Annotated in this window: 15 protein-coding genes; 7 read left to right on the plus strand and 8 right to left on the minus strand. The window is 61.5% G+C overall.

Features of this window, described 5'->3' with window-relative positions:
* Positions 1-5: 5 nt before the first annotated feature.
* The 3 genes from BA190_RS01010 to BA190_RS01020 form a co-directional block, all read right to left on the minus strand.
* Positions 6-851: a hypothetical protein gene (locus BA190_RS01010; protein ID WP_068281544.1), complete on the minus strand. Its 846-nt coding sequence runs from the start codon at positions 849-851 to the stop codon at positions 6-8.
* 54 nt (positions 852-905) lie between these two features.
* Positions 906-1,553, minus strand: coding sequence for a hypothetical protein (locus BA190_RS01015; protein ID WP_068281545.1), 648 nt, complete (start codon positions 1,551-1,553; stop codon positions 906-908).
* Between the two features lie 112 nt (positions 1,554-1,665).
* Positions 1,666-2,643 carry a UDP-glucuronic acid decarboxylase family protein gene (locus tag BA190_RS01020; RefSeq protein ID WP_068281546.1) on the minus strand — a complete coding sequence of 326 codons (978 nt, stop codon included), beginning with the start codon at positions 2,641-2,643 and terminating at the stop codon, positions 1,666-1,668.
* A gap of 270 nt (positions 2,644-2,913) precedes the next feature.
* On the opposite strand from BA190_RS01020, the gene BA190_RS01025 reads away from it, so the two are divergent.
* Positions 2,914-3,699, plus strand: coding sequence for an FkbM family methyltransferase (locus BA190_RS01025; RefSeq protein ID WP_068281547.1), 786 nt, complete (start codon positions 2,914-2,916; stop codon positions 3,697-3,699).
* A gap of 638 nt (positions 3,700-4,337) precedes the next feature.
* Positions 4,338-4,832: a hypothetical protein gene (locus tag BA190_RS35655; protein ID WP_156771310.1), complete on the plus strand. Its 495-nt coding sequence runs from the start codon at positions 4,338-4,340 to the stop codon at positions 4,830-4,832.
* Positions 4,833-4,980: 148 nt separating this feature from the next.
* Here the strand turns inward: BA190_RS35655 and BA190_RS01035 are convergent, their stop codons facing one another.
* The 4 genes from BA190_RS01035 to BA190_RS01050 all read right to left on the minus strand — a co-directional run bounded on the left by BA190_RS01035 (position 4,981) and on the right by BA190_RS01050 (position 11,700).
* Positions 4,981-6,429, minus strand: a complete 1,449-nt coding sequence (locus BA190_RS01035; protein ID WP_068281549.1) for an ATP-binding protein — start codon at positions 6,427-6,429, stop codon at positions 4,981-4,983.
* Positions 6,426-7,145 (minus strand): response regulator, encoded by a 720-nt coding sequence (locus BA190_RS01040; RefSeq protein ID WP_068281550.1) that lies wholly within the window; start codon positions 7,143-7,145, stop codon positions 6,426-6,428. The genes BA190_RS01035 and BA190_RS01040 overlap by 4 nt, the downstream gene beginning before the upstream one ends.
* A 253-nt stretch (positions 7,146-7,398) precedes the next feature.
* Positions 7,399-10,569, minus strand: a complete 3,171-nt coding sequence (locus tag BA190_RS01045; protein ID WP_068281551.1) for an efflux RND transporter permease subunit — start codon at positions 10,567-10,569, stop codon at positions 7,399-7,401.
* A 3-nt stretch (positions 10,570-10,572) separates the two neighbouring features.
* Positions 10,573-11,700, minus strand: coding sequence for an efflux RND transporter periplasmic adaptor subunit (locus BA190_RS01050; RefSeq protein WP_068281906.1), 1,128 nt, complete (start codon positions 11,698-11,700; stop codon positions 10,573-10,575).
* Between BA190_RS01050 and BA190_RS36555 the strand changes: the two genes are divergently transcribed.
* From BA190_RS36555 to BA190_RS01065, 4 genes are all read left to right on the plus strand, one after another.
* Positions 11,699-11,839, plus strand: a complete 141-nt coding sequence (locus tag BA190_RS36555) for a hypothetical protein (protein ID WP_202908405.1) — start codon at positions 11,699-11,701, stop codon at positions 11,837-11,839. The genes BA190_RS01050 and BA190_RS36555 overlap by 2 nt on opposite strands.
* Positions 11,840-12,625: 786 nt before the next feature.
* Positions 12,626-13,477, plus strand: coding sequence for an ABC transporter substrate-binding protein (locus tag BA190_RS01055; RefSeq protein WP_082979364.1), 852 nt, complete (start codon positions 12,626-12,628; stop codon positions 13,475-13,477).
* 4 nt (positions 13,478-13,481) lie between these two features.
* A complete protein-coding gene (locus tag BA190_RS01060) occupies positions 13,482-14,858 on the plus strand; it encodes a dicarboxylate/amino acid:cation symporter (protein WP_068281552.1) in 1,377 nt (458 codons plus the stop codon).
* The gene (locus tag BA190_RS01065; RefSeq protein WP_068281553.1) at positions 14,855-15,586 is read left to right on the plus strand and encodes an aspartate/glutamate racemase family protein; all 732 of its coding nucleotides are present in this window, start codon (positions 14,855-14,857) and stop codon (positions 15,584-15,586) included. The genes BA190_RS01060 and BA190_RS01065 overlap by 4 nt, the downstream gene beginning before the upstream one ends.
* A gap of 262 nt (positions 15,587-15,848) precedes the next feature.
* Here the strand turns inward: BA190_RS01065 and BA190_RS01070 are convergent, their stop codons facing one another.
* Positions 15,849-16,103 (minus strand): hypothetical protein, encoded by a 255-nt coding sequence (locus tag BA190_RS01070; protein WP_068281554.1) that lies wholly within the window; start codon positions 16,101-16,103, stop codon positions 15,849-15,851.
* 39 nt (positions 16,104-16,142) lie between these two features.
* Here BA190_RS01070 and BA190_RS01075 point away from each other — a divergent pair, with 39 nt between their 5' ends.
* Entirely contained in the window at positions 16,143-16,649 is a 507-nt protein-coding gene (locus BA190_RS01075; RefSeq protein ID WP_068281555.1) for a DUF2165 family protein, read from the plus strand.
* Positions 16,650-16,734: the final 85 nt, after the last annotated feature.

The raw sequence follows: 16,734 nt of genomic DNA on the forward strand, positions 1-16,734 counted from the left end.
AGCACTCAGGTCCAATTGAAATTGTGGGCCGCGTTGCGCGTGTCCTCTTCATAGCGGTCCTCCCACACCCGCGTGAGGAAGATCACCAAGGCGAATTCCGACATGAACAGGACGAGCGCCATGAACGCCCAGACGATCGGCGCTGCGACCAACCGCAACCCATCGATGTGCGGATAGTGGCTGAGGGCCAGATTGGCCCCTTCCATCACGAAGCCGATCTGCAGGCCGATGCCGACAATGATCACCAGGATGGATATCGGTTCGCGCCATGCCGTCCGCAGCGAAGTCAGGATCGGTCGGCGTTCGTCCAGGGACGCGGCAGGTCCCACCAGCGCCAGGCCGGCCGTCGCCAGGAAGCCGAGCGCATAGGACAGCAGGACGGCTCCACGCACGAACTGCTCATGCGGCACCGGCGAAACCGGCAAGGGCGGATGCTTGAGTAGGCCGATGACGGCCCAGCACGACAACACGTAGAAACCCATGCGCCGTGCCCGCGCGCCAGTGGGTATGACGGGGCGCCATTCGCCATGGATGAGCCCCCGATGTAGGCGCAGTGCAATGCGGGCAAGCAGATAGGTCGTCAGCGCATGAAAGGCGACGAGCAGGCCGATCTGAACCAGCCCCGAAGGCCACGACAGCAGCAAGGACAGTGGTGGCACCACCTCCTGGATGGCGAAGATCAACCAGGCTGCCAAGAACAGACCTGGCTGGCGTATGATCGTCACGCATGCCTGCCGCCAGCTTTCGGCAAAAATATTGTAGGGCCGCGACGACGCAAAGAACCCGGCGATACCGATAGCCACCAGGATCACGAAAATGACCAGTGAAACCTCGATGGGCAAAGAAGGCATGTGGATTTGCCCTAACGCATGATGGCGAAATGGATGGCGATCACCAAGCTAAGATTATGAACCGCTAGTCGATAACAGGCCTCGGAGCCATCTCACCCCATCCCGCATTTGCCGGCGCCCCAGCACTAGGGCCAGAAGAGCCACCACCAGATAGGAAATCGTACTCATCCCCGGCACCGGCCCGGGAATTTGCACGAGGGATACGTCATCCACGCGCAACGGAGCTGTTAGCAAGCCTGGCAAGTTCGTGAAGATTAGATTTGTCAGGCCTGCAGGCAAGTTGACCGTAAGCGTATAAAGATTGTAGCCACCCAGGCCAATAATCGTAATGCCATAGGTCAAATTATAAGTGCTTCCACCTATCTGCACGCTAAAATTTAAAGTTCCAAGAGAAAGAGAAATCTGTGGCGCGAGATAGAAGCTCAACTGATAGGTACCGGCGGTAGGAATATTGATGGATTGCGAAATCGTGCCGCCGCCTGTGGCAATCGTGCCATAAAAACTCCCGCTGTGCGCCGGAGGATTGAGAAGTATTGTGCCTTCTTGTGTTCGCCCTGACCCTCCAGCATAAGTCCATCCGGTCGTCGTTTCAAAGCCACCATTGGTGATGATCTGGGCGCGGGCCTGGGCAAGCAGAATTGGCGAAACGATGAGGACGAATGCCAAAAGCAATGGCCCGCATACCTTGAGCAGAAATTTCATGCCACTCTCCCGGCGCCCGTCCCACGTCAGGTTAGATCGACAATTTAGACCATGCCCGGCCAATCAACAATCACACTGAAATTCCAGCCACCCAGATAATGGCCTCAGGAATTCATTGGGCCGGACTGAGGCTGCGCAACACCCTGTGTTCGTCCGATCTCAGCAGGTCCTCGAAATAGGCAATCGTCCTGGCGAGGCCATCACGAAGGCTCACCGACGGGGCCCAGCCCAGAAGCTCGCGCGCCTTGGAAATATCGGGCTGGCGCTGGCGCGGGTCGTCCATCGGCAAGGCTCGGAATCGGAGCCGGGACGAGGAGCCCGTCAGCTCGATGATGAGTTCGGCGAGGTGCCGGACGGTCATCTCCACCGGATTGCCGATATTGACCGGTCCGTGAATATCGGCCGGCGTCGCCATCATGCGAACAAGCGCTTCGATCAGGTCATCGACATAGCAGAAGGATCGCGTCTGTCCGCCATCGCCATAGATGGTGATGTCCTGGTTGCACAGGGCCTGGACGATGAAGTTGGACACCACCCGCCCGTCATCGGGCTGCATGCGCGGACCGTAGGTATTGAAAATTCGTACGACTTTGGCCGGCACGTCATATTGTCGAATATAGTCGAAGAACAAGGTTTCGGCGCAGCGCTTACCCTCGTCATAGCAGGAACGCGCCCCGATTGGATTGACGTTCCCCCAGTAATCCTCCACCTGGGGATGGATGTGCGGGTCGCCATAGATCTCGGAGGTGGAGGCCTGCAGGACCTTGATTTTCAGGCGCCGCGCCAGATCGAGCACATTGATCGCACCCAGCACGTTCGTCTTGGTCGTCTGGACCGGATCGAACTGATAGTGCCTCGGCGAGGCCGGGCAGGCCAGATTGTAGATCTCGCCGGTTTCGACATGAAGGGGCGTCGTAATGTCGTGATCAAGCAGCTTGAAAGAAGCGCTGCCGACAAGTTGGTCCACGTTGCGGCGAGATCCGGTAAAGAAGTTATCGACGCATAGTACTTCTTTATTTTCCTTCAGCAGACGCTCGCACAGATGCGAACCGAGAAATCCGGCGCCACCCGTCACCAAGACGCTGCTCAAAGCCGCATTCCTGTTCGTCTCGCCAGCGCGATGCCGTTATTCAAGACCTTCATGACCAAGAAACCTATCGATTTTTGGGGAGTCGTCAAATCACGTGGGAAACCGTGCACCACCGCCTGTCGGTGCGCCTCTTCTCCCATGCCTCATGAACATTCCCTGCCATGGCTGGAACAGGGCTGCCATGCCGGGCAAAATGACTTAATAAGCCTTCGTCGATCATCCCCGCCCGCCCAGCGGTCAAGGCGGGCGAGCTTGGAGTGCAGCACGGCAATGGGCCTTCTTCGCGCACAAATCTCCAGGCTGGTGAAACGGGTGCTGGCCCGGCACGGGCTGCTCCTGATCAGGGCCGGCGCCAAATTCGGCCATGATCCCTGGGCCGACATTCGGCATCTTGCCGAGGATTGGCGCTATCCCATTGCCACCGTCTTCGATGTCGGTGCCAATGATGGCGAGACGGCCGCCCTGGCCTTGCGCAAATTCCCCGGCGCGAGAATCGTCGGCTTCGAGCCGCACCCGGATACATTCGCGATCCTGATGCAGCGGCTCGGCGGGGAGCAGCGGTTTACCGGCGTCAATACCGCCCTGGACACGCAGATCGGCACCGTCGACATGTTCGAATACCCCTCTTCCAAGATCAACAGCCTCAGCGATCGTGCGCAATATGCGCTGCGCTACCCGCAGGACGCCACGCGGATCAGCGTGCGGTCGACGACCCTCGACGCCTATTGTCAGCAAAACGGCTTCGAGGCGGTCGACATTCTCAAGCTCGACACCGAGGGTTTCGACCACATGGTTCTCGAGGGCAGTAGCGCCATGCTGGAACGGCGGGCCATCAAATTCATCTATGTGGAGTTCAACGATTTGCAGCCCAAGGAGAATGCCGTGGGCGGCGACCTGATCTCCATCGATACGCTGCTGCGACCGCATGGCTATCGCTTCGTTGCTTCCTATAACGACTATATCGTCGCCGAAGGCGAGATGTTCTGTGTCTCCAACGCGCTTTTCGCTCTTCCTCCGGCCGCAGCCACGCTTCCGTCAAAATCGGAGGGATTCTAACTCCTCCCGCGGGAAACCACCTTGAAGGATGGTGTTTTGAGGATGGCTAAAGGGTGATGGGCATGAGAGCTTCAGGAACACACTCGGCCCGTATCACCGATACGGGCCGAGAAATGTCTTCTGCTGAAATCAACCAGAAGAGTGAAATAATACCTTATTCAACCTTTATAATAACGATAGGTGATTAAAATATGGACCGAAAGAAAAGTTAATACAGAAATGATATAGATATATTTTGCAGCAGGGAGAATGGCGTTAACGATCTGATCGCTCATATTGCCTCACAGATAGGTTTTCGCTCCAACGAAAAAACAGATTCCTGCAATTCAAAAGAGCGATAATGAAATAATCTTGCAATTCAGATTGTGAACATCCGCATCGATAGATTGAAGAAAAGCGCAATCCTGTCCTTATCTTCGAACATCATCGACCGAACGCCACACTCCTTATCGCCGTTGTTTTGATAATAGCCGGCACCTGCCTCACAAGTTTGTCGGGAAGCAGGTTGTTTTGTAAGAAAGTGTCACGGGCCCTGGTTGAAACCAGAGCGGGTACGGGCCCCGGGCTTGCGCCTGTTTCAGGGAACGAGCACCGTCTGAAACGAAGTGCGGTCCGGGCCATGTCAGACGGTGAAAGCAATGGCGCTGCCGTCGGCAGATCCAGCCCTGCCAAACGTCCCTGCGGGCGCTCTCAACGGTATCCAAATGTCACAGGGGGCGCTGGTACACGCTTTTCGACAAATCTTCGCCGTGGCGGCGAAGTCCCGCGACAAAGGATGCTTACGGTCGCACCCTGCAACTGGAGGCAAGGCCATGACATCCTTTGCTGATTTTTCGACGCGATCGAAAATCGTCGACGACGAAGTGCCTTTCGTCGGCGACCCGGCCTATGAGACGCTGGATGGCCCGGCGGCCATCGCCTATCGCCGCGCCGGCGGCGTGTTTTTCGATATCCTCGTCATCGCTTCGATTCCGGCGATCATCGCCTTGAACCTGCTGGTCTCGCCAGCCCCTCATGCCAAAGACACGACAGGTTTCACGTCGGTCGCCACAGCTGCCGTTTCGTCGCCGCCGCACCGAATAAGTCTGCCATCGACTGAAGCGGCCAAGGCTCCCTGCGCCCTTGCGATTTGAAGGAACTTCGTCAAATCGCAAGGGCGCCTTGACGGCCCGCAAGACAGGCCTATCCGATTGGACGAAAGGGCTGGCAACGCCATTCATGCCTTGAGCCCCCGCAGGGGTGCCATGACAGGCGGCAGCGGCGTCGGCTACGGCCTTGCCGTCACGCCGGAGCCCGGGCAGTCCGGCTGGTGACGAGCGGCAGGCCGATCACTGCCCGCAACCCCTTGGCCTGATTGAAGAGCCGGATGTCGCCGCCATGATGGCGGGCAATGGCCCGGGCGATCGAGAGACCAAGACCGACCCCACCTGTCTCGCGGTTGCGCGAATGCTCGAGACGGAAGAAGGGAGCGAACACCTGGTCGCCGACATTCTCCGGAATGCCCGGTCCATCGTCCTCGATGACGATGTCGATGCTCTCGGCCGTGCGCGAGAGCGTGACCCGGGCACGCTCGCCATAGCGCACGGCGTTTTCGACCAGATTACGGACGGCACGGCGCAACGCATCGGGACGGCAACGATAGCTGATTTTCGGGCCGTCGAGGAAGGCGACGTTCTGGCCGATATCGACCAGATCATCGCACAGGCTCTCCACCAGCGCTGAAAGATCGACCGTGCGGGTGGTCTCGGCCGTTGCCTGCTCGCGCGCGAAAGCCAGCGCCGATTCCGTCATGGTCTGGATCTCGGCAATGGTCTTGAGCATCTTGTCCTGGATCTCCTGGTCCGAAACGAACTCGGCCCGCAGGCGCAGGGAGGTCAGCGGCGTGCGCAGATCGTGCCCGATGGCCGCGAGCATGCGGGTGCGGTCTTCGACGAAGCGCTGCAGCCGGGCCTGCATGCGATTGAAGGCTTCGGCGGTTTGCCGGATGTCGTCGGGCCCGGACTCCGGCAAGGGTGGCACGGCCTCGCCTCGCCCGAGCAGTTCGGCCGCGGTTGCCAGGCGGCGCATCGGCCGAGCTATGCTGCGTGCCACCCATATGGCGATGACCGACAGCACCAGGGCGGTGATGCCGAGCGAGAGGGTCGATTGCGATGTCCAGAAGGCGTTGTGATAATTCTTGGCATAGGCGGCATTGAGCCACATGCCCCGGTCGAGCTGGACAGCCAGACCCATGCCGATCGCGGTATTCAGATATTGAAACTTCGCGGGACGGGCGAGCAGCCAGGACTGGGGTGCGATCTCCACCCAGCGGGCAGGCTCGCTGGCGAAGGCGGCGCCGGTTGGTATTTCCGGAACGGCCGCCATCGCCGGGCCGCCGGTCGGCTTGGGATGGACGGGCACCTTGCCGGGCGGCAGTGGCTGGTGAAGGCGCATCCAGGCGTCCTTGGCCCAGGCCGTCGCATCGACCGGCTCCCGGTCAGATAGCCAGAAGCGCGAATAAATCGTGCCGCTGACGGCGAGAATGTCGTCATGAACCGCATCCGGCGTCGCGTTCAGCGACAGAGCGAGCGAAGCCGCACGGCTGAAGAACTCTCCCTTGGCCGCCGCCCGCATGGCCTGGCCGCGCTCGTCCCAGGAAACGCAAAAACCTATGCCCTGCGATACCGCTAGGGCCAGCAGCATGAATGTGATGATCTGCGCAGCCAGGCTGCGCCGCCACAAGGCCATCATGCCTGTTCGACCTCCGCGGTGAAACTGTAGCCGCCGCCCCAATGGGTCTTGATGAGCATGGGATTTTTCGGGTCGAACTCGATCTTCTTGCGCAGACGGCTGACCTGGTTGTCGATGCTGCGGTCGAAGGTGTCGGCGGCGCGGCCGACCGTGAGGTCGAGCAATTGATCGCGGCTCAGCACCAGGCCGGCATGGTCGAGGAAGGCCGTCAGCAGCCGGAACTCGGCCGTGCTGAGGGGGATGGCCACACCGTCCGAGCCGGCAAGCTCGCGGCGCCCGACATTGAGCTGCCAGCGATCGAAGCGCAGCGTCTTGGCCTTCACCGCACCGCGCTGCGGCGGCAGGCTGTTGACCCGTCGCAGCACCGCCTTGATCCGTGCCAGCAATTCGCGCGGATTGAACGGCTTGGTGAGATAGTCGTCCGCCCCCATTTCGAGGCCGATGATCCTGTCGGTGTCATCGACCATGGCGGTGAGGAAAATGATCGGCACCACGGTGGTGCTGCGCAGGTGACGGCAGACGCTCAAGCCGTCCTCCCCCGGCATCATCACGTCGAGGATGATGAGGTCGGGCGCATTGCGCTCCAGCAGGCGCCGCAGGGCCGCCGCGCTTTCGGCCACGCTGACGCGATAGCCATGCTGGGTGAGATATTTGCCGACGAGGTCACGAATGTCGCGGTGGTCGTCGACCACCGCGATATGGGGCACCGATTCCATGCATGACACTCCGACCTAGGGCGAGTTCGAGGAAGCAGGCTCCTCGCGCCGCACCCATCGCCATCCGTTCCACGCTCCATTGTAATGGCGTCGTCGCGGGCTGGGTAGACCGGCCGTCCCGTCAAATCGCCCTGAACTGTATCCAATTGTATCGGGCCGATATCGCGCCATAGCTTGCGACACTTTTCCTGCTGACTGACGAAACTGCCCGGATCCTGTCGCCCGCGCGACCATCCGGACCTGGAACGAGGCTTTAGGAAACCTCGATCGCGGCCGTGACGGGTTTTCGACGGGCTCCACTTTCGAGCATCCGGCACAGCACATAGAAAACCGGCGTGCAGACGAGGCCGAAGGCGGTTACGCCGATCATGCCGAAGAAGACGGCCGTGCCCAGCGACTGCCGCATCTCGGCACCGGCTCCGCTGGCCAGGAACAATGGCAGGACGCCGAGAATGAAGGCGAGCGAGGTCATCAGGATCGGTCGCAGGCGGATTCGGGCGCCCTGCACCACCGCCTCGACGCGGCCAAGCCCCTCGGCTTCGGCCTGGCGGGCGAATTCGACGATGAGGATGGCATTCTTGGCCGCCAGCCCGATCAGGATGACGAAGCCGATCTGGGCCAGGATGTTCACGTCCATCGCGAAGATGAGCAGGCCGCTCACCGCCGACAGCAGGCATACGGGCACGATCAGCAGGACGGCGAGCGGTAATGTCCAGCTCTCATACTGGGCTGCCAGCAGGAGAAAGACGAAGACGACGGAGGCACCGAAGACCAGAAGGCCGGTATTGCCGGCAAGCCGCTCCTGGAGGGCCACCTCGGTCCATTCGAAGCCGAAGCCTTCGGGCAGGTTGTCGCGCGCGATCTGCTCCATGCGATCGAGAACGGCACCGGTCGAGGTTCCCGCCGCCGCAGCCCCCTGGATCTCGGCCGCCGGATACTGGTTGAAGCGAGGAATGCGATAGGGGCCGGACTTCTCCTGGAAGGTCGCTACCGCACTCAGCGGCACCATGGCGCCGCCATCGCCGCGCATCTTGAAATTGCCGATCGAGGCAAGATCCGTGCGGTAGCGCCCATCGGCCTGGGCCCGCACCTGAAAGGTTCGCCCGAGCAGGTTGAAGTCGTTGACATAGGCCGAACCCAGATAGACTTCGAGAGCTTCGAAGACGCTTGCGGCGGGCACCCCCAGCATCTGCGCCTTGATGCGATCGACATCGGCATAGACCCGCGGGGTGGCCGTGTTGAACGGCGAGAAGGCATTGGCAATCCCAGGCGCCTGCGTAGCAGCGGCCAGGACCTGCTGGGCCGCCGCCTCCAACGCCTGGGGCGACTGGCCGTTGCGGTCCTGGACCATCAGCTTGAAGCCGCCTGCATTGCCCATGCCGCGCACGGAGGGCGGCTTGATCGGTATGATCCGTGCTTCGTAGAGATCGGCGAAACGCGCTTGCAGCGAGGCGATGATCCGATCGGTTGTCAGCCCCTGGCGCTCGCGTTCCGCATAGGGCTTCAGGATGGTGAAGGCGATGCCGCTGCTGGAGGCGTTGGTGAAAGTGGCGCCGTCCAGGCCGGCGATGGCCACGACATTCGCCACCCCCTCCGTGGCAAGCAGCCGTCGCGAGACCTCCTTCATCACCGCATCGGTCCGGCTGAGGGCCGAGCCTGGCGGCAGTTGCACGGCATTGATGATATAGCCCTGGTCCATCACCGGGATGAAGCCGGTGGGTGCACGGGCGAATTGCCAGCCGGAGAAACCGACCAGGCCGGCATAGGCGACGAGGACGAGAACGCTGACACGCAGGAGCCGCCGGGTCATGCTGCCATAGGCGATGGAGAGACGGTCGAAGCCCCGGTTGAAGAGACCGAAGGAGCCGTGGAGCAGGCGCATCGGCAGGAAGCGGCGCTGCGACGGCCCCTCCGCTGTATGCGGCTTCAGCAGGAGCGCACACAGCGCCGGACTTAGCGTCAGCGAAACGAAGGCGGAAATGGCGGTGGCCGCCGCGACGACGACGGCGAATTGCCGGAAGAATTGCCCGGAAATGCCCGACATCATGGCGGCGGGCACGAAGACGGCGCACAGGACCAGAGTGATGGCGATCAGCGCGCCGCCGATTTCGTCCATGGAGCGATGCGCGGCCTCTCGCGCCGAATGGCCGGCGGCCAGATGGCGCTCGACATTCTCGACGACGACGATGGCGTCATCGACCACGATGCCGATCGCGAGCACCAGGCCCAGCAGGGAGATATTGTTGAGGGAGTAGCCGAGAGCGGCCATCACCGCAAAGCTGCCGACCAGCGATATCGGGATCGCCAGGATGGGAATGATGGCGGCACGCCAGGTCTGCAGGAACAAAAGCACCACCAGCACGACCAGGCCGATGGCCTCGAAGATCGTCTTGTAGACTTCGCGCACGGATTCCGCGACGAATTCGGTGGGATTGAAGGGAATGGCATAGCTCAGGCCGCCCGGCATCTCCGCACCGAGACGCTGCATGGCCGCGGTCACGCGCGCGGCCGTCTCGATGGCGTTGGATCCCGGCTGCTGGAATATCTGGATCGGCTGGGCCGGCTGCCCGTTGAGATAGGCCGTGCCGCGAAAGCTCTGCGCCGTCAGCTCGACGCGGGCGACGTCCCGGATACGGATGACGCGTCCCTCGGCATCGGTGCGCACGACGACGTTTTCGAACTGCTCCTTGTCGGTCAATCGCCCGAGCGTTTCGACATTCAGCTCGAAAGCCCCCTGGCGCGGCACCGGCGAGAGGTTCATCACCCCTGCCGAGACCTGGACGTTCTGTGCCCGCAGGGCCGCCACCACCTCGCCCGCCGCAAGATTATGCGCCGAGACCTTGTCGGGATCGAGCCAGACGACCATGGCGTAATCGCGCGACGCGGCGAGACGGACATCGCCGACACCATCCAGGCGCAGCAAGGCATCGCGGATACGCAGCGTGGCATAATTGGCCATGTAGAGGGGATCGCGCGAGCCGTCCGGGGAGAAAAGCTGCACGACCATCAAAAGGTCAGGCGAGGTCTTGCGCACGGTGACACCGAGGCGGCGGACCTCCTCCGGCAGACGGGGCTCGGCCACCGCCACGCGGTTCTGCACCAGCACCTGGGCCTCGTTCAGGTCGGTACCGAGCTGGAAGGTCACGGTGAGGGTCAGCTGCCCGTCGCCGGTTGCCTGCGAGGACATGTAGAGCATGTTCTCGACACCGTTGATCTCCTGCTCGAGCGGCACGGCGACCGTATCGCCCACCGTCTCGGCCGAAGCGCCGGGATATTGCGCCTGGACCACGACTGTCGGCGGGGCAATCTCGGGATATTGCGCCAGAGGCAGGGTGAAATAGGCGGCCACGCCGATGATCACGACGAGGACGGACATGACCGTCGCCAGGATCGGGCGGTCGATCGAAAGATGAGCGATGCGCATCGTCTACTCCGCGAGGCCGGCCGTCCGGGTGGCGATGCTGCCCGGCTGGGGCGCGACCTTCTGGCCGGGCCGGGCCCGTAGCAGGCCGTTGACGACGATACGGTCGTCCGGGCCGAGGCCGCTGGTCACCACCCTCAACCCATCCGGTCGACTCGGACCCAGTCCGACCGTGGCGGCCTGCAGGGCGTTGTCCGGCCCCAGCTTCAGCACGATGCGGCTCGCCTGGTCGGTGAGGATGGCGGTCTCGGGGATCAGCAGCGCCGGATAGTCGCCGGAGGCGGCCATGCGGACCCGGCCGAACTGGCCTGGTGTAATGGCAAGGCCCGGATTGGCGAGCGTGGCACGGGCGCGGATGGTGCCGGCGCCCGGCTCCAGTCGATTGTCGACGAAGCTGAGGACACCGTCATTGGACCAGGCCGTCTCGCCATCCGGCCGGGCCTGGACGGCAACGCCCTTGTCGCGCATCGACGGCATGGCTCCCGCCTTCATGGCGCGCTCATGGCGCAGGAAATCCCGTTCGCTCATGTCGAAGACGAAGTCGACCGGATCGAGCGCCACGATGGTGGTGAGAACCGTGCCGCTGTCGGAGACGAGGCTGCCGACATCCAGCCGGCGATTGGAGACCCGTCCGGCAATCGGGGCTCGGATGGTTGCAAATTCCAGATCCAGTTCAGCCCGGCGCAGGGTGGCCTGCGCCGTCTCGATCGCAGCATCGGCCGCCGCCTTTTGCTGCAGGCGCTGATCGAGCGTGGAACGCGAGACGGCCGCCGTGCCGGCGAGCTGGCGGGCCCGCTCCAGTTCCTGACCGGCCAGATCTGCCTGTGCCCCCGCGCTCTTGAGCTGGGCCTTGGCCATGTCGAGCGAGGCCTGATAGGTACGCCGGTCGATGACGAAGAGCACACGGCCTTTTTCGACCAGTTGTCCGTCCTCGAAATTGATGGCGTCGAGATAGCCCGGCACCCGCGCCCTGATCTCGACCATGGCGCTGGCCTGGAAGCGGCCTGCGAATTCCTGCGTATCGACGACGCGCATCTGCAGGGGCTGGGATACGACGACCGAGGGTGCGGGACGGGCGGGTGCCTGCGTCACGGCTGCCCGTGCCTGATAGAGGTTCCATCCGGCAGCGCTCATGCCAACCAGCATTGCCAGGCCAGCCAACCCTGTGATTGCCTTTGCATTCTTCAATTCGGTGCTCCGCGCCTTGCATCTGCCGGCGTTCCGCCTGCGGAACACCATCGCCGCGGGCCAGATTGATCGAAGCCTGTCCTGAAAGTATGCCGGCCGGGGGCAGAGATTGTCGAAGGATGTGCCGGGTTTGCTGCGCCGCACAATTTGCGACAAACTCGAGGCCTTTTGTCCCGGCGGGGTCCTATCGCGTTCTTCAAGCCAAGGCAGCTAGCACCCGAAGGTTGTCTGGACCCGGCAAACCGGAAGCATGCGCCTTACCCAGATCTTTCTGCAAAGCATCTTATCTCCTCAAAGTCATAGTAAATTTATAAATACATCTTTCATATAAAATTGAAACTATAAGTTTATTGAGTAATATATAAACAAAATTGTATCTACATTGACTTCAATTTCACGGGAAAATATCTTTCTTTTTCACGCGAAAGAGCTCATAAAACGCCCTCAGGGCATGTCTCGCCAGAGACGTACGTAAGAGACTATGGATCGTGATATCAGGAAGAAATTTTATCGCTGCGGCATCTTGTAAAAATCCAATCGTCATCTAAGGTTGCCCGTATCTACACTAGGTTTGATTTCACCAAACGAGCTTAACCGCAGTGTTTTGCAAAGCTTGAGAGTTTCGGATCGAAGGGATGGCGTCGACGCCCGGAAATTCGGGCTGACAGTTCTCCGTCGACATGATTTCGATCGAGCCGGCGGCCATCCATTGCTTGGATCATATGGTACATGCCCTTTGGGGACTAGAGCTGCGGGCAGGTATGTAGTGTAGATTGAAAAGGCGACGTATCGTGCTGCAGGGAAGTCCTGGGTTTCGTTGCTTATTCAGATTTGATGTGTGTCTTGTTTCTTTTCGGGATTGCACGGCATCATGATCAGCAGGCGCCTTCTTTTTCTGGCAGCACCTGTCCTTGCCATCTCGCCGGTTTCGGCAGCAACGCAGCCCGAGCAGTCCGACGAGCTTCCCGCGACGGCGCTATTGGTGGGCGACATCCAGGACATTCTGGCGCGCAAGGCCCTGGTCGTCGCCATGCCGGCGTTCCAATCCTTGCCGTTCTTCGGAGGGAGCCAAGACACGCCGCAGGGTATCGATGCCGATACCAGCCAGCAGCTTGCCGACGCCCTTGGGGTGAAGCTGGTGCTCGACCGCAGCTCCCCCACTTTCGATGGCGCAGTCGCGCTGATCGAGCAGGGCCGAGCCGACATCGTCGTCGCCAAGCTGAGCCGTACCCTCGGTCGGGCACGAAACATCAGTTATTCGCGTCCCTATGCCCAGCTGAGCCATGCCCTGATCATCAATCGGGTTCGTTTCGCGATCCTCGCCAATGGAAGGCAGCCGGAAGACGTCGTGCGCTCTTTCGATGGCGAATTGGGCGTGATCGCCGGATCCTCGTTCGAATATTACGCGCGAAACAATTTCACCAAGGCGAAGGTGCGGACTTTCCTGGCCTGGCAGGAACTGGTCGTAGCGGTGCGGGAGGGCCACGTAGACGCGGCCTATCGCGACGATCTGGAAATCAAGCGCCTGCTGCACGAGGACCCGTCGCTCACCATCGTGGCGCGATCCGTTACCCTGACCGATTTGACCGACACTATTGCGATCGGCGTGCGCCGCGGCGCTCCCCACCTCCTGGAATTCGTCAATCTGTTCCTCGAGCTGTCGGGGCGCGACAAGCCCATGACGGCCGACGAACTGGTGAACCGCTATCTGCGCAAGGCCTGACCCCATGAGCTCCGTGTCCATTCCGAGCGAGCGCAAATCGTCGACCTGGAATGCAGGCTTGCGGCGTATCTCCCAATCGCCCTGGACGGTGATCGCATCGGTGGTTCTCGGAGCCCTCTGCGGCGCCTACCTGCCGGATTTCGCCAAGTCCCTCGCCCCGATCAGCGACGCTTATCTCAATCTGCTCAAGATGGTGGTCCTGCCGCTGATCGTCTCGGCGACGGTCTTCGCGATCAAATCGATGACCCGGGATCCGCAAACGGCGGCTTACCTTTCCAGGGTCGTCATGGCGATCGCATTGGTATCCGTGGCAGCCGTCGCCATCACGGGAGCCGTGACATTGGTGCTGCAGCCAGGGGTGATCACCGACGTGCAGGATCGCATCGAGCTCGGCACCGTGCTCAACAACCGGGGAGCCATCGGCACGGACCTGCAGATGACGCTGGCACCGCCCGGCCAGGCCCCCACGAACGAGAGCGTTTTCTCAGGCCTGCTGGAGTTGATCCCCAGCAACATCTTCAACTCGCTGTCGGTGGGCAACACCATGCAGGTGCTGGTCTTCTGCATATTGTTCGGCATCGGCATCGGCCAGGTGCCGGCCGCCACCTCCCTCAGCTTCGCCAATGCCCTCGAGACGGTCTACCGTGCCTGCCTGATCATGACGGGATGGTTCAACGTCCTGCTGCCTCTCGCCTCCTTCGCGATCATCGCCAGCCAGACGGCGTTGACCGGCGTCGAGCCGCTGATGCTGATGGTCGGCTTCATCGCCACCTTTGCCATCGCAACCGGCATCATCATGGTGCTGTCGCTACTCGTGGTGTGGTTTCGCAGCGGCGAGAGCCTGTGGGCGACCTTCAAGGCCCATCAGCCCCTGTTCATGATCGCCATCGCGACCCGCTCCAGCACGGCGAGCATCCCCTGGATCATCAGCCTCGTCGGTGAGCGCCTGCGCTTCAACCGCATCGTCGTGGAAATGCTGGTGCCGCTTCACGTCACCATGCTGCGTGCCGGGCCGATCATGTTGTTCGTGTGCGGCTCGCTGTTCATTGCGCAGCTCTATGGCCGTTCGCTCAGCATGAACGACTATGTCTACATCGCCGGCGCCTCGATCCTGGTGGGCATGACCACGGCCGGGATGAGCGGCGCGGTCACGCTCTCGCAGATGGCGATCCTGTGCGCGCACCTGAACCTGCCCTTCGAAGCGCCTTTCGTGCTGTTTCTCACCATCGACGCACTGACCGACACCATGCGAACGCTGACCGTCGTATCGACCATCGCCGCGGCGACGGCCGCGATCGCGCCCAAGGATTCGGCCCAGTATCCAGTCGACGAGAGCGAGGGGTTCGCGCTCAACGTTCCCAAGGCGGAAGCAGCGGCATGACCGGCCGGCTCCTGCGACCGCGTCTCGGCGTCGTCGGCGGCCTCGGCCCGCTTGCCACCGCGGATTTCTATCGCAAGACCGTCGACGCGGTGCCGGCCGAGACCGATGCCGACCATATCTCCATGGCAATCCTGAGCGTGCCGCAGATACCGGACCGTTCGGGGGCAATCCGCGAGGGCAACGACAAGCCTCTTCCCTGGCTGATCGAGGCGATCGACATGCTCAACAGCCTCGATGTCGAAATCATCGCGATCGCCTGCAATACGGCCCATCACTGGTACGATGCCCTCGCCGCGGCTTCCAGGGCCGAGATCGTCCACATCGCGGACGCGGCCATCGATGAATTGCACCGCCGGTCCAAGGCAAGCAGGGTGGCCGTGATGGCGACCCGCGGCACCTTGCGTTCCGGCTTCTACCAGAAACGCCTGCAGGAAGCCGGTTTCGATTGCTGCAACCCCACCGAGCCTGCCTTTCAGCACGCCGTCGACGATGCGATCCTGCAGGTCAAGCTCGGTGACCTGAAGCAGGCGAAACGCGCCTGTGCGGCGGCTTTCGAGTACTGCAGGAAGGACGGATTGGAAGCGGTCATCCTCGCCTGCACGGAGCTTCCCATCGCGGCAGAGGATGTGGCGCCCGAGGGCACGCTGGTGGTCGACGCCTCCCGCGCCCTTGCCCTGACCTGCGTTCGACGACTTCGCAATCCAGATCGCATGCGCAATACCGCCTGAGGTGTTCGGATGTCCAAGGTTTCCGAAGGAGACCCGAGGTCACGAGGCCATCTTGCCGGAGGGCGAAGGCCTTTCCGCATGCACTGCCGCAGGGCTGGTTCACTTCAGGGCCGGCGACAGGTGTCCCCTAGAGCGCTTTGCGGTTTGGTGGAATCACCAAGAATCGCAAAGACGCATCGAACCAAAGAGTTAGAGCAATGCAGCGTTTCCGTCTAAACGCGCTTTGCTCTGGCGGTCATGGTCCGCAACTGGGCAAGCCCTGTCAGCGCCGACCGTACCCCGCGGGATGGTCGAGCGTGATCTCCAGGCTGGCGACATCGTCCGCGCAGACCCAGCGGCGGCGTATCACGGCAAAATCAAAACCGGAGACACTCACCCAATCGCCGATCGCGCATTCCAGCGGCAGGGTCAGGGCGGCAAGAGCCTCCCATATCCCCGCCCCGTCGGCAAAGGCCTTCGCACTGGCCGTGGGAACGATCCTGCCGCTCCGAGGCGGGCTTGCTGGAGAATTGTTCAAGTCGAGGGCCCATCCGTCTCAATCGAGGAAATACAGCCTATGTCCACGCGCTACGCCAAGATCGTCATGTGCCTCTGCCTCGCGGCTTTTGCCCTTCTCGTCACCTTCGGCAATATCACCGACTACGGCTCCAACTACGAATTCGTAAAGCACGTCCTGTCCATGGACAGTACGTTTCCGGGCAATAGCCTGATGTACCGGTCGATCAGCAATCCCGTTCTGTGGAATGCCGCCTATATTCTGATCATAGCCGGCGAAGCCGTGACCTGCATCTTGTACCTGGCGGCCACTGCTTCGCTCTGGCGTGCCCGCCACGCGCCGGCAAGACGCTTTCATGCCGCCAAGAACTACGCCGTCATGGCGTCCACGATCGGTTTTCTGGTCTGGTTCTTCGGCTTCATGGTGATCGGCGGCGAGTGGTTTGCCATGTGGCAGTCATCGACCTGGAATGGCCAGAATCCCGCCTTCCGCTTCTACGTCACCATTCTCCTCGTGCTGATCTTCATCATGCAAGCCGACGAGGATGTCGAACGCCCGACGGCGTGAGGATCCGGCACTCCTTTTCGCAAAGGAGATCCGGCTCGACAAAAAGGTAAAAGCCATTATAGTTGTATCGTACAACTAAATAAGG

The organism is Labrys sp. WJW, assembly GCF_001676615.1.
GTDB lineage: Bacteria > Pseudomonadota > Alphaproteobacteria > Rhizobiales > Labraceae > Labrys > Labrys sedimenti.